Origin of the sequence: Corynebacterium sp. MSK041 (assembly GCF_030232265.1) — a bacterium.
Classification (GTDB): domain Bacteria; phylum Actinomycetota; class Actinomycetes; order Mycobacteriales; family Mycobacteriaceae; genus Corynebacterium.
This window is the reverse complement of the sequence record NZ_JASPJK010000006.1, coordinates 23405-36597: the sequence shown is the minus strand read 5'-3', so window position 1 is coordinate 36597 and position 13193 is coordinate 23405. Positions and strand designations below refer to the sequence as shown.

Sequence of the window (13193 nt, the reverse complement as noted above, 5' to 3'; positions counted from 1 at the left end):
GAAGTGGGGTTTAGATCTGGTCGCCGCGGACGCGGTCAGCCTGTGGCTCCGATACGGACTCGGCCACGTTGCCCTGGGCGGAAGCAATGGACTCACGCGCAGCGGACACAACGGCATCCGTAGTGATGCCGAAGCGGGTGAACAGCTCGTCGCCTGGTGCGGAGGCGCCGAAGTGCTCGAGGGAGACGTTGCGTCCCTTGTCACCGGTGAAGCGGAACCATGGCATAGCAATGGCGGCCTCGACGGAGACGCGGGCAGGGACTGACGGCGGCAGGATCTCATCAATGTAGGAACGATCCTGTTCCAGGAACCATTCCATGCACGGCATGGAAACAACGCGGGTGGCGGTCCCCTCGGCCTCGAGGGTCTTCGCTGCCTCAACTGCCAGCTGCACCTCAGAACCAGATGCCATGAGGATCACGTCCGGGGTTGGCTTGGAAGCCTCAACCAAGACGTAAGCGCCCTTTGACAGGCCGTCGAAAGCCTTCTCCTTCGTGCCCTCAAGCACCGGGAGATTCTGGCGGGACAGGGCCAAGATCTTCGGCTGCTCACGGCCTTCGATGGCGGACTTCCACGCAGCGGACGTCTCGTTCGCATCAGCTGGACGGATCACGGCGAGGTCCGGGATAGCGCGCAGCGCGGTAAGGGTTTCCACCGGCTGGTGGGTCGGGCCGTCCTCGCCCAGGCCGATCGAGTCGTGGGTGAACACGTAGTAGCCATCAATGCCGGACAAAGCTGCGACACGGATAGAGGGGTAGAGGTACTCCGAGAAGATAAGGAAGGTACCGCCGTAGACGCGGGTGCCACCGTGCAGAGCAATACCGTTCATGATCGCGCCCATGCCGTGCTCACGGATGCCAAAGTGCAGGTTACGGCCGTAAGGATGCGCCGTGAACATCTCAGTGGAGATTTCCTCTGGGCCGAAGGAGGGCTCGCCCTTGATCAGAGTGTTGTTAGAGCCAGCCAGGTCAGCGGAACCGCCCCACAGTTCGGGCAGGGTCTTTGCCAGCGCCTGGATGGCTGCCTCAGAAGCCTTACGGGTAGCCAGACCCTTGGCGTCCGGTTCCCACGTAGGCATCTCATCGGCCCAGCCATCGGGCAGGCCGCGGACGGTCATGCGGTCCAGCAGCTCCTTGTTGGCGGGGTTAGCGGCAGCCCAGTCGTCGAAAAGCTTCTGCCAATGAGCATGCGCCTGCGCACCGCGCTCAACGAGGCGACGGGTGTGGTTGATCACCTTCTCCTCGACCGGGAAGATGACCTCCGGGTCAAAGCCCAGGATCTTCTTGGTTGCCGCAACTTCCTCCGCGCCGAGTGCTGCACCGTGGGCCGCGCCCGTGTTCATGAGGTTCGGGGCTGGGTAACCGATGACGGTTTTCACACGCACGAGAGTCGGACGGGAAGTTTCAGCCTTCGCCTGCTCGACAGCCTCCAGGATTGCAGCAACGTCCTCACCGGACTCCACGGTCAGCGTCTGCCAGCCGTAGGCCTCGTAGCGGGCGACCACGTCTTCGGTGAAGGCGATCTGTGTGTCATCCTCGATAGAAATACGGTTGTCATCCCAGAACGCAATCAGGTTGCCCAGCTTCTGCGTACCGGCCAAAGAGCAGGCCTCAGAGGTCACGCCCTCCTGCAGGTCGCCATCGCCCGCGATGACGTAAATGAAGTGATCAAAAGGAGACTGGCCCGGAGCAGCTTCTGGGTCGAAGAGGCCGCGCTCGCGGCGCGCAGCCATCGCCATGCCCACAGCGGATGCAAGGCCCTGACCTAGCGGACCAGTGGTGATCTCCACACCCGCAGTGTGGTTGTATTCCGGGTGACCCGGCGTCTTCGAGCCCCACGTGCGCAAGGACTGAAGGTCCTCAATCTCCAGCCCGAAACCGCCGAAGTACAGCTGAATATACTGAGTCAACGAAGAGTGACCGGCAGACAGCACGAAGCGGTCACGGCCCACCCAATTCGGATCGCTCGGATCATGGCGCATCACACGCTGGTACAAGGTGTAGGCCAGGGGAGCGAGAGACATCGCCGTGCCCGGGTGGCCAGACCCGCAGTTCTCAACGGAATCAGCAGCGAGGATGCGGGCGGTGTTCACCGCGCGGGTATCCACCTCCGTCCAGTCCTCCGGGTAGCGGGCCACGGTCATGGCCTTCAGCTCATCGGGCAGGTTGATCTCAGTGGAAGTCACGTGAAGTCCTCGCTTAAACAATCGTGCGAATATAACTTCCCCCACCCTAGTGCCAAAGGTCGAGCGGTTCAGCACCACCGTGCACAGTTGCTTATCGACGAAGGATTAGCGCCCAACGATGAACCGGCGGTAGCATGCCTTGGTGTCGCGGATAAACGAATGCTCTTTTCTGACACTGGGAACTATCTGCGCCTGCCCGGCGACTAATCAGAAAGACGTAAGCAAAAAGTGCGACGGTGCAGGATTAACGAGGAGATGTAGTGGAGATCATCAAGGCGTACTTCGGACTAACCAAGCCGAGGGTCATTGAACTCCTGCTCATCGCTGCAATCCCCGCGATGCTGCAGGCAGACCGCGGTGAAGTTCACGTTTGGCTGATCCTGGCAACTCTCTTTGGCGGCTGGATGGGTGCTGGTGCGGCGAACACCTTCAACATGGTCGCCGACTACGACATTGACCAGAAGATGGGACGTACCCGTGCGCGTCCGCTTGTGCGCCACAAAGTAACCAAACAACGTGCCCGCATTTTTGCGTGGGTGCTACTTGTCGCCTCCGTGCTGTGGCTTGGTTTTGTGTGTAAATCCTGGCTGGCCGCATTTTTCATCATTCTGACTAACGCCTTCTACATCTTCGTGTACACCAAGTGGCTCAAGCGCCGCACCTGGCAGAACGTCATTTGGGGTGGTGCTGCCGGCTGTATGCCGGTGATGGTTGGCTGGGCTGTGATCCGTGACAATGTCCACGATGGCAGCCCGGATCGCTGGTGGCAGGCGATCGTGCTCTTCCTCATCATCTTCTTCTGGACACCGCCGCACACCTGGGCGCTGGCCATGAAGTACCGCGAAGACTACGCCCGTGCAAACGTGCCCATGCTGCCCGTGGTGGCAACCGCGGAGGAAACAACCAAGCAGATCCTCATTTACTCCTGGGTAACCGTGCTGGTTTCCCTGCTGCTTGTGCCGGCCGCATCCTGGATCTACGCACTCATTGCTGTGCTCAGTGGCGGTGCCTTCCTAGTGATGGCGCAGCGTCTGCACACCGACATCAAAAATGGCGTGGACGTGAAACCGCTGAAGCTGTTCATCTTGTCGAACAACTACCTGGCTGTGCTCTTCCTTGGCCTGTCCTTCGACGCTGTTCTGGGCTTGAGCACCATGGCAGAGCTCTTCCCAGGTGGCCTGGGTTAGTTCACTTTCAGCACAACCGAACCAGTTGTCTTGCGCGCCTGGAGGTCCTCATGGGCCTGGCGCGCATTTTCTAATGCATAAGGCTCGTGGACACGGATGTTGAGTGTTCCGTCTTCCACAGCCCGCACGACAGCTTGGGCGCGCATCCGGAACTCATCTTCACTGGCGGTGTATGCCCCGATGGAGGGGCGAGTGAGGAAGATCGAGCCGTGTGTGTTCAGTAGCTGCGGATCAAACGGTTCCACGGGCCCTGAGGCTGCTCCGAACAGGCACACCAGGCCACGAGGCCGGACCGCTTCGAGGGATTCCTGGAAAGTTTCTTTGCCCACGCCGTCGTAGACCACGTCCACGCCACGCCCACCGCAGCGACGCCTCACGCTTTCCGCCAGACCCTCTGAGTAGCGGAACACCTCAGTTGCGCCGGCGGCATAGGCGAGTTCCTCCTTCTCATCCGTGGACACGACGGAGAACACGGTTGCGCCCTCCGCTACGGCCATCTGGGTGAGCAGCAGCCCCACGCCACCAGCACCGGCGGTGAGCAGGATCGTGTCACCCGCCTTCGTTTCGCGCACGCCGTGCAGCAGGTAGTGCGCGGTGATGCCCTGCAGCAACATCGATGCGGCTACCTCGTGGGGGATGGACTGGGGGACAGCCACAAGGCGCGTGCGGTCAACGCACACCTTCTCCGCGTAGGAACCCGGTGCAGACTCCCAGGCAACAAGGGTGCCCGGTGCAATCTCCCCGGCTGGATCCTCGATCACCCGGCCACAACCTTCCTGGCCCGGAATGAATGGCAATTGGGAGTGGTAGATCCCCTCGCGGTAGTACGTGTCAATGTAATTCACACCGGCGTACTCCACCGCAACGAGTAACTGGCCGTCGCGTGGCTGAGGATCTGGGACGTCAGCGGGAACAAGAACTTCGGGGCCACCGTTTTGGGTGATCTGAATTGCCTTCATGGCTTTCCAGGCTACGCAACTGAACGGCCCATGTGGGCCGTTCAGTAGGAGTTCGTGCCAGAGATCCTCTATAGCGCTTGCTTAAGAGGTGGTGGTGTTGTACTGCTTGGGGCTCAGAGCCGGGAGCCGACGCTGGCCGTGGGTCCACAGGAAAGCAGTGAAGGCCACCACGACGCCAGACATGATGATGTGTGCCGGCACGGTCCAGCGCGGTACGCCCAAGTAGAACTGGATGACGCCAATGGCCCACTGGACCACGATCATGGCCAGCAGAACCCACACTGTCTTCATAGCATCCTGCGGTGCCTTCTGCTTCCGTAGAACGAACGCGGTAGCGAGTGTGAAGGCCAAATAAATGTACATGCACGCAGCGTGGACGTAAGCGAGCATCTCCGTGTCCATTTCCAAACGGCCTTCCATGCCCACACCTGCGTCGCCGGAGTGCGGGCCAGAGCCGGTCACCATCGTTCCGGTGATCAGGACGAAACACAGCGCCACGGCGGCGATGATGGCCAGAATGCTTGCGGTCGAATCGAAGCGACGTTGCGGCTCCACATCATCCGGTTCAGCCAAACGCATGTACAGCACTGCCGCGACAGCCACGAGAATCATGGACGGCAGGAAGTGTATCGCCACTGCCCACCACAGCAGGTCGAGCTTAACCGAGATACCACCGATAACGGCCTGCAGAATCACACCGAGGCCAGAGACAACGGCCAAGTTGACCAAGCTCTTGCGGCGGTCAGCCTTCTTCACCGCGTAGAACACCAAGATCGTGGCTGCGACCACGACGAAAGAGAGCGTGCGGTTACCAAACTCGACGACTTGTTGAATCCACGGGGCCGCGCCAGGCACAGGGAAGAGCGAACCTTCGTGGCACAGTGGCCACTCATTGCAGCCCAGCCCCGAACCAGTGACGCGGACAAGAGAGCCGGTGAACGTAATTCCCGCTTGCACCACCAGCAGGATGAAAGCGAAGATGCGCTGTGTCTTCACCGTAGGGACCTGCTTGATCCGTTCAGAGAAGGGGAGTGCTGCGGTATTCCCGTCGGCGGTTGTATCGAGGTGCGGTGCGGAGCTCACGAGGTTTCCGTGCCTTTCCTTAAGTTAAGAGCGGGTATTAAATCCGTTGGTATTCATTTTCGCAGAGGTGAGCGGGGGAGCCCAATTGGGCGCTAACCGTCAAAACGGAACCAGCGTATGGTGCCCAGCACACCCATCACGGTCCAGAACAACAGCGACATCCAGGCGGTGAGGTTGATAACGCCGTGAAGTGCGCCCGTCATGGCGCTAGCCAGAGCAACCGATGGTGCCAGATCCCACAGACCCGGTGCGCCCAGGTACCCGGAGTAGACAACCCAGCCAAGAATGCCCAGCAGGATGAACCAAATCAGGTTGGATACCGCCAGCACCACTTCGGAAGATTGCGTGCCACCCAGCAGCAAACCCAGCGCCGTAAAAGCAGTGACACCTATGAACAGCGCCACGATCCCCAACACAGCACCGGCAAGGGAGACCGTCCATCCGAGCAGGAAAGCGATCGTGCCCAAAACGACAATCTGCACGAGCACCGTGGTCAACACCGCGATAATTTTGCCCGCAATGATGGTCCACGTGGGCACACCAGAGGCGCCGGAACGTTTCAGGGCGCCATAGCGCCTATCAAAGGCAAGAGAGATGGCCTGGCCAGTGAAACCAGCGCTTGCAGCCGCAACAGCGAAGACCATCGGGACAAGTTCGTCCAAACTCGTGTCGCCACCGAAGATGTCCATCTTGGCGGCGCCGATGAGGATTGCGGCGGGGATGATCAGGCTAAGCAGCAGCTGTTCGCCGTGACGCAACATGAGCTTGGCCTCAATGCGCCCTTGTGCGGCAGCCATCCGCGCCACACTGGCGCGCTGAGGGGCGGGAGTGAAAGTTCCGGGTGCAAAATCCATGATGATTCCTAAGACCTCAACTCTCGTCCGGTGATATCCAAAAACACGTCCTCCAGGGTGTGAGGCCGCACGCCCAAGTGCTTGATCAGCACGCCCTGACGTGCCGCTTCGGTTGCCACCGAGGCGATGATCTGCGGGTCGGCGGCTGTATCAAGCCGATACACCAACTCTTCAGCAGACGGTTTGAGCTCAGCTGTCGATGACTCCGCCACCGCCTCCAAATCCAATGGTCGATCTGTGTGGAGTTCGAGGGCGGCAGGTGAGGTGCCGTCGATAACCTCTGTGGGCGTGCCCTCTACGAGCAGCGACCCATGGTCAATGATGGCTACGTAATCCGCTAGGGATTCGGCCTCATCCATGAGGTGCGTGGTCAAAATGACAGTGACGCCATCGCGTTTCAACGCGCGAATGAGATCCCACACTGCGCGACGCGATTGGGCATCCATGCCGGCAGTGGGCTCATCGAGGAAGATCATCTCCGGACGACCAATGAGCGCGAGTGCTAAAGACAGGCGCTGCTGTTGGCCGCCGGAAAGTCGCCGGTAGGTCGTCTTAGCCACACCTTCAAGCCCCAGGACCTCCATGAGCCACGCGGGGTCCAGTGGGTCCTTGTTGTAGGAGGCGGTGAGATCCAGCATCTCTTTCACGCGGATGCCGGAATAAGACCCGCCACCTTGCAGCATGATGCCGATGCGCGAGCGAACCTCTTCTGGTTGGCGCTGTGGATCAAAGCCCAGGACATTGATCTGGCCGGAGGTGGGGGTGGTGAAGCCCTCGCACATCTCAATCGTGGTCGACTTGCCGGCGCCATTGGGCCCAAGCAAAGCGAAAACCTCCCCGCGACGAGCGGACAGATTTAAGTCGTTGACAGCAGTCTTAGGACCGAACTTTTTAGTCACGCCCTCGATGAGCAGTGCAACTTCATCGTCAGACAACGAGCGTGACTGGGTTGGGCGAGAAACAGGTGCATTCATCGCACATCAGTCTAGGACGCGCGGGCGACGAAGCTTCAACCACACGATGACCAGAACAGCAAAGGTGAGCGCGGCAACGACTGCCATCGAGTAAATGACGGCCACTGTCGCTGGCGGCAAGGCGAGACCACGCGGCAACACGAGGAACGCAAAAACCGACGAATATATGGCCACACCTGCACGGAAGAACGTCCGGTTCGCCCACGCAGCAAGCGGCATGATGCCCCACAACGGGTACCACGGGTGCACGACGGGGAACAGAATGACCAACACGAGCGTGGCCACACCTAGCCCCCCAACGGGGTCAATCGTGCCCTTATAGGTAGCGAACAACATGCGTGCGCAAAACGCCACAGCGACGAGCAGCGCCACCGTACGTGTGACGGTGAGCATGGCTACCGAATGATCCCCGAGGCCGAGAAGTTCGCCGAAAAAAGACGCGGCAAGACCGATGTCCGTGCTCAAAGACAGCCAACTGCGGATTGTTGCCGCACCCCCTTGGCCCGTGACCCAGCCGAGTCCAATACTCGTAGCCACGGTAATAACTGCGATGGTGCCCACCATGATTGCACTTTTCAGAACAGTTGCGCCCGCGATGCCGCGTACTCCGCCCCAGCGTCGCGCCAATGCCATTCCCACAAATCCGAGCGCCATAAACCCGGTGACTTTCACCATGCCAGCACAGCTGATCAGGGCGCCAGAGACAATAATCAAGCTGATTCCGTGCGCCGTACTGGTATCAAGCCGCTCAATTCCGCGCAGACCCAGCTCAAAACCAACGAGCAAAATGCCCATCATGATCGCCTCATTGTGAATGCCACCAATGAGGTGCAGAATCACCAGCGGGTTGAGCACGCCCAGCCACACCGCGACAGGGCCACTCACATTGCAGCGACGTGCCAAGGCGACGATGCCCCAGGCCGCAGCAGCCACGCCAAGAAGCGAGACCAGGCGGTGGCAGACCACGCCCCAAAAGATTGAGTTGCCGGTGAGCATGGAAATGCCTGCGGAAATGGCTAGAGCCACAGGACCGTACGGGCTCGGGGACTCCGCCCAAATGAACGGGACTGAACGCGCCAGTGGATTCTCACTCCCCAGCAATTCCACCGGCCCCGCGGAGTAAGGATCCAGCCCCTGTGCCACAATCGAGCCTTGCGCGAGATAGGAATAAATGTCCTGGGTAAATAGGGGAGCAGTGAACACCAACGGCAGGACCCATACGCCGAACGTGCGCAGCAACAGTGGCACACCCACGCGCGCACGCCCGCCATCCGCGCCCACAAATGAACCCATCAGGAGCCACGCCAGAACCAGGAAGCCAACGCCAAGCAGCACAATGCTTGACGACGCCACCATCATCCTCCCCATCAGCGCCCCGAAAGGAAAAGACCCATAGGGGTTATTCACCACCGGTAATGCACCAGCGCCGAGTCCGCCAAGACCGATGAGCAAAGTGCCCACCATGCCGAGGATGCGCAGAATCTCAAAGCGGTTGCGCTCCGCAATACTGGGGGGCAGTGGGGTCGTAGCGGACGTACCAGCAACTGTGCCGGCATGGAGCTCGGCTGAACGAGAACCGGGTTGCCCAAGGCGTGGCAATTCGCCAGTGAAGCGATACAGCTTCCGCCTTGGGGTCTCACGGTCCGTTTTCACAGGAAGTAGTCTACAAAACAGTGAAGGTTGAGGTCCGCACCGATTAAAGGCACACTAGTGTTGTCTAAAGGAGAGATCAGGAGGAGAGATGAACCAGGTCGCGCGATCCACCGACGGGGTGACCCGTGGGCGCATCATGTCGGCCATACTCACCTCCGCACCTGTGACAGCTTCACAGCTGGCGAAGGACATTGGGATCTCACCTGCTGGCGTTCGGCGCCACATAGACAAGTTGCTTGAGGAAGGTCTCGTTGAGCATAGCTCTCAGCCGTCCCGTTCCACCGGGAAGGCAGGGCGTGGTAGGCCAGCACAGCACTACCAACTCACTGAATCTGGCCGTGACAGCTTCGGCAGCGGTTACGACGAGTTGGCCCTAGAAGCCTTCGCGGCCGTCGAAGAAATCGGCGGGCGTGAGGCAGTGAAGAAGCTGGCCCGTAAACGAGCCGAGAAACTGCTCGGAGCCCTACGTAACAAGCCACAGGGCGAGATCGCCGACGTGGCCAACGACGTAGCGGACACAATGGCAGCCCAAGGCTACGCAGCTGAAGCAAACCACGTAGGCTCGGGAATGCAATTGTGTCAGCATCACTGTCCGGTACACGCTGTTGCGGCGGAGTATCCGGAAATCTGTGAAGCAGAACACGAGCTGATTTCGGAGCTAGTGGGGTCCGCCGTCGCTCCCTTGGCCTTGATAGCCAATGGGGATGGCGTGTGTACAGCCCACATCAGCATGATCGAAAGCAGCACCTTTGCTGGAGGAACCACAATGGAAAGGAGCGGAGGACGTGACTAGCAGCACTCCCGCACCCGGCCTTGAAAGGCCGATGAATGATGATGAGATTATTGCGTCGATGGGCCCGTATAACTACGGGTGGCGCGACTCTGATACGGCAGGTGAGAATGCCCGCCGTGGTCTCGATGAGGATGTAGTTCGCTCCATCTCTGCCGCTAAGAATGAGCCGGAGTGGATGTTGGAGCAGCGCCTCAAGGCACTGGACATCTACAACAAGAAGCCGCTACCGAACTGGGGCCCGGACCTGACCGGCATTGACTTCGACCAGATTAAGTACTTCGTCCGTTCCACCGAGAAGCAGGCCACCAGCTGGGAAGACCTGCCGGAGGACATCAAGAACACCTACGACCGTTTGGGTATCCCGGACGCAGAGAAGCAGCGCCTCGTTGCTGGTGTCGCTGCTCAGTACGAATCTGAGGTTGTCTACCACAAGATCCGTGAGGACCTTGAGGAGCAGGGCGTGATCTTCGTGGACACCGATACGGGTCTGCGTGAGTACCCGGAGCTGTTCAAGGAGTACTTCGGTTCTGTCGTTCCGGCTGGTGACAACAAGTTCTCCGCACTGAACGCTGCCGTGTGGTCCGGCGGATCCTTCATCTACGTTCCGAAGGGCGTGCACGTGGAGATCCCGCTGCAGGCATACTTCCGCATCAACACCGAGAACATGGGTCAGTTCGAGCGCACCCTCATCGTTGTGGATGAGGACGCATACGTGCACTACGTCGAGGGCTGCACCGCCCCGATCTACAAGACGGACTCCCTGCACGCTGCGGTGGTGGAGATCATCGTGAAGAAGAACGCACGTTGCCGCTACACCACGATCCAGAACTGGTCCAACAACGTGTACAACCTGGTGACTCAGCGTGCCCGCGCCGAGGAAGGCGCCACCATGGAGTGGGTCGATGGCAACATCGGCTCCAAGGTGAACATGAAGTACCCGGCTGTGTGGATGACCGGTCCGAACTCCCGTGGTGAGGTCCTGTCCGCTCAGTTCTGTGGCGAGGGCCAGGTGCAGGACACCGGTGCAAAGGTCGTCCACATGGCGCCGAACACCTCCTCCAACATCGTGTCTAAGTCTGTGTCCCGCAATGGTGGTCGTGCTGCCTACCGTGGTCTGGTGCAGATCAACGCGAATGCGAAAAACTCCCACTCCAACATTGAGTGTGACGCGCTGCTGGTGGACAACATCTCTCGTACGGATACCTACCCGTACAACGACATCCGTAATGACCACGTGACCCTGGGCCACGAGGCGAAGGTGTCCAAGGTGAGCGAGGAGCAGCTGTTCTACCTCATGTCCCGCGGTATTTCTGAGGAAGATGCGATGGCCATGATTGTTCGCGGCTTCATCGAGCCGATCGCGAAGGAGCTCCCGATGGAGTACGCGCTCGAGCTCAACCGTCTTATTGAGCTGCAGATGGAAGGATCGGTTGGTTAAACAATGACTGAAGCACCCGCAAAAAAGAGGGTCGGAAACGCGACCTTCCACGACAACAAGGGCGATCTTTTCGCCTCTTACGACGTCAACGACTTCGAGGTCCCGCAGGGCCGCGACGAGATCTGGCGCTTCGTGTCCTTGCGTCGTCTGCGTGGCCTGCACAACGGTACTTTCGCGCCGCAGGGTGAGGCCCAGGTCGAGGTTGCAGCACCGGCTGAGGTGACTGTGGAGAAGGTCGACAGCGATGACGCGCGTTTGAAGACCACGCCCGCACCAGTTGACCGCATCGCTGCACAGGCCTGGACCTCCATGCCGCACGCGACCGTCGTGACTGTTCCGGCGAACGCGGACATCGCTGAGCCGATCGTCATCACTACCACCGGTGCTGGCCTGGATGTGACCACGTTTGCTGGTATCCACATTGAGGTGGGGCAGGGCGCTCGCGCGACCTTCATCGTGCAGTACACCGGTTCCGGTACTCACGCTGATAACGTCAACTACAACATCGGTGACAACGCGCACGTGTCTGTCATCGTTGATGGCCAGTGGGCAAATGATGCCGTTCACGTCGGTGCGCAGAGCATCGTCGTTGGCCGTGACGCTGTGCTGCGCCACACCGCCGCTAACTTCGGTGGCGAAGTTGTCCGCAACACCCCGCGCGTGCGCTACGCCGGCTCTGGTGGCGACGCTGAGCTGCTGGGCGTCTACTACGCAGACGACGGCCAGTACATTGAGAACCGTCTCTTGGTGGACCACAACCACCCGTACTGTCGCTCCAACGTGCTGTACAAGGGCGCACTGCAGGGCGACAAGTCCTCCAAGCTGCCCGATGCACGTACGTGCTGGGTAGGCGATGTGCTCATCCGCTCCAACGCATCCGGTACTGAAACCTACGAGGCGAACCGCAACATCGTGCTGACCGACGGCGCACGTGCGGACGCCATCCCGAACCTGGAGATCGAAACCGGCGACATCCCTGGTGCTGGCCACGCCGCCACCGTTGGTCGCTTCGACGAAGAGCAGCTGTTCTACCTCAAGTCCCGCGGTATCCCGGACGGGGAGGCACGCCGCCTGATCGTTCGTGGTTTCTTCAACGAGGTGCTCAACCGCATCCCAGTTGAATCTGTACGCGACGAACTGATCAACCGCGTCTCCGGCGAACTCGAGCAGGTGAACCTGTAAGGCCGCACCCGCGGCCCCACAGGGGATCAACGACAGACAACACAGGTAAGTAGAAAGAAAGAATCTATGTCCACTCTGGAAATTAAGAACCTCCACGCATCTGTCCTGCCTCTCGAGGAGGGACAGGACCCGACCCCGATTCTCAAGGGCGTCAACCTGACCATCAAGTCCGGTGAGACCCACGCCATCATGGGCCCGAACGGCTCCGGCAAGTCCACCCTGGCCTACACCCTGGCCGGTCACCCGTCCTACGAGGTCACCGAGGGAGAGGTGCTTCTCGACGGCGAGAACATCCTCGAGATGGAAGTCGACGAGCGTGCCCGCGCTGGTCTCTTCCTGGCCATGCAGTACCCGGTTGAGGTCCCTGGTGTGTCCTCCTCCAACTTCATGCGCTCCGCTGTCACCGCTGTTCGCGGCGAGGCGCCGAAGCTGCGCGAGTGGGTACAGGAGCTCAACCAGGTGCGCGATGATCTGAAGATCGATCCGTCGTTTAGCGAGCGCTCCGTGAACGAGGGCTTCTCCGGCGGCGAGAAGAAGCGCCACGAGGTCATGCAGCTCTCCCTGATGAAGCCGAAGTTCGCTGTCATGGACGAGACTGACTCCGGCCTCGACGTTGACGCGCTACGCATCGTCTCGGACGGCATCAACCGTTACCAGGAGGAGACCAATGGCGGCATCCTCATGATTACGCACTACCAGCGCATTCTGAACTACGTGCGCCCGGATCACGTGCACATCTTCGACGACGGTGTGATCAAGCACACCGGTGGTTTCGAGCTGGCTGAGAAGCTCGAGGCCGAGGGTTACGAAGCATTCCTGTAAACCCTTCCAAACGGCCGGCCACGTATTTCGCTGGCCGTTTCCTTTTTCCTATATCCCACATAC

11 protein-coding genes are annotated in these 13193 nt (G+C 60.0%); 5 read left to right on the top strand and 6 right to left on the bottom strand.

Annotated elements, in window-relative coordinates; all coding sequences use genetic code 11:
* Positions 1–10: 10 nt before the first annotated feature.
* A complete protein-coding gene (tkt, locus tag QP968_RS06395) occupies positions 11–2143 on the bottom strand; it encodes a transketolase (RefSeq protein WP_284855662.1) in 2133 nt (710 codons plus the stop codon).
* A gap of 302 nt (positions 2144–2445) precedes the next feature.
* Here tkt and QP968_RS06390 point away from each other — a divergent pair, with 302 nt between their 5' ends.
* Complete coding sequence (locus tag QP968_RS06390; protein ID WP_284855570.1) at positions 2446–3372, top strand: heme o synthase; 927 nt, start codon at positions 2446–2448, stop codon at positions 3370–3372.
* On the opposite strand, the gene QP968_RS06385 is transcribed toward QP968_RS06390, so the two are convergent.
* The 5 genes from QP968_RS06385 to mptB form a co-directional block, all read right to left on the bottom strand.
* Positions 3369–4331, bottom strand: coding sequence for a quinone oxidoreductase family protein (locus QP968_RS06385; protein ID WP_284855569.1), 963 nt, complete (start codon positions 4329–4331; stop codon positions 3369–3371). The genes QP968_RS06390 and QP968_RS06385 overlap by 4 nt on opposite strands.
* A gap of 81 nt (positions 4332–4412) precedes the next feature.
* On the bottom strand, positions 4413–5327 hold the full coding sequence (locus tag QP968_RS06380; RefSeq protein WP_502870924.1) for a COX15/CtaA family protein: 915 nt from the start codon (positions 5325–5327) through the stop codon (positions 4413–4415).
* Positions 5328–5506: 179 nt separating this feature from the next.
* On the bottom strand, positions 5507–6268 hold the full coding sequence (locus QP968_RS06375; RefSeq protein ID WP_284855568.1) for an ABC transporter permease: 762 nt from the start codon (positions 6266–6268) through the stop codon (positions 5507–5509).
* 8 nt (positions 6269–6276) lie between these two features.
* Positions 6277–7242 (bottom strand): ABC transporter ATP-binding protein, encoded by a 966-nt coding sequence (locus QP968_RS06370; RefSeq protein WP_284855567.1) that lies wholly within the window; start codon positions 7240–7242, stop codon positions 6277–6279.
* Between the two features lie 6 nt (positions 7243–7248).
* Positions 7249–8895 (bottom strand): polyprenol phosphomannose-dependent alpha 1,6 mannosyltransferase MptB, encoded by a 1647-nt coding sequence (gene mptB, locus QP968_RS06365; protein ID WP_284855566.1) that lies wholly within the window; start codon positions 8893–8895, stop codon positions 7249–7251.
* An 88-nt stretch (positions 8896–8983) separates the two neighbouring features.
* Here mptB and QP968_RS06360 point away from each other — a divergent pair, with 88 nt between their 5' ends.
* From QP968_RS06360 to sufC, 4 genes are all read left to right on the top strand, one after another.
* Complete coding sequence (locus QP968_RS06360) at positions 8984–9688, top strand: helix-turn-helix transcriptional regulator (protein WP_284855565.1); 705 nt, start codon at positions 8984–8986, stop codon at positions 9686–9688.
* Between the two features lie 31 nt (positions 9689–9719).
* The gene (sufB, locus tag QP968_RS06355) at positions 9720–11126 is read left to right on the top strand and encodes a Fe-S cluster assembly protein SufB (RefSeq protein WP_150386648.1); all 1407 of its coding nucleotides are present in this window, start codon (positions 9720–9722) and stop codon (positions 11124–11126) included.
* A gap of 3 nt (positions 11127–11129) precedes the next feature.
* A complete protein-coding gene (sufD, locus tag QP968_RS06350; protein ID WP_284855564.1) occupies positions 11130–12308 on the top strand; it encodes a Fe-S cluster assembly protein SufD in 1179 nt (392 codons plus the stop codon).
* A 66-nt stretch (positions 12309–12374) separates the two neighbouring features.
* A complete protein-coding gene (gene sufC, locus QP968_RS06345; RefSeq protein WP_284855563.1) occupies positions 12375–13130 on the top strand; it encodes a Fe-S cluster assembly ATPase SufC in 756 nt (251 codons plus the stop codon).
* The last annotated feature ends 63 nt before the right edge of the window (positions 13131–13193 follow it).

Coding starts and splice junctions, on each gene's coding strand:
- tkt (WP_284855662.1), bottom strand. CDS start 2,143: ATGACCGTGGCCCGCTACCCGGAGGACTGGACGGAGGTGGATACCCGC.
- QP968_RS06385 (WP_284855569.1), bottom strand. CDS start 4,331: ATGAAGGCAATTCAGATCACCCAAAACGGTGGCCCCGAAGTTCTTGTT.
- QP968_RS06375 (WP_284855568.1), bottom strand. CDS start 6,268: ATGGATTTTGCACCCGGAACTTTCACTCCCGCCCCTCAGCGCGCCAGT.
- QP968_RS06370 (WP_284855567.1), bottom strand. CDS start 7,242: ATGAATGCACCTGTTTCTCGCCCAACCCAGTCACGCTCGTTGTCTGAC.
- QP968_RS06360 (WP_284855565.1), top strand. CDS start 8,984: ATGAACCAGGTCGCGCGATCCACCGACGGGGTGACCCGTGGGCGCATC.
- sufB (WP_150386648.1), top strand. CDS start 9,720: ATGAATGATGATGAGATTATTGCGTCGATGGGCCCGTATAACTACGGG.
- sufD (WP_284855564.1), top strand. CDS start 11,130: ATGACTGAAGCACCCGCAAAAAAGAGGGTCGGAAACGCGACCTTCCAC.
- sufC (WP_284855563.1), top strand. CDS start 12,375: ATGTCCACTCTGGAAATTAAGAACCTCCACGCATCTGTCCTGCCTCTC.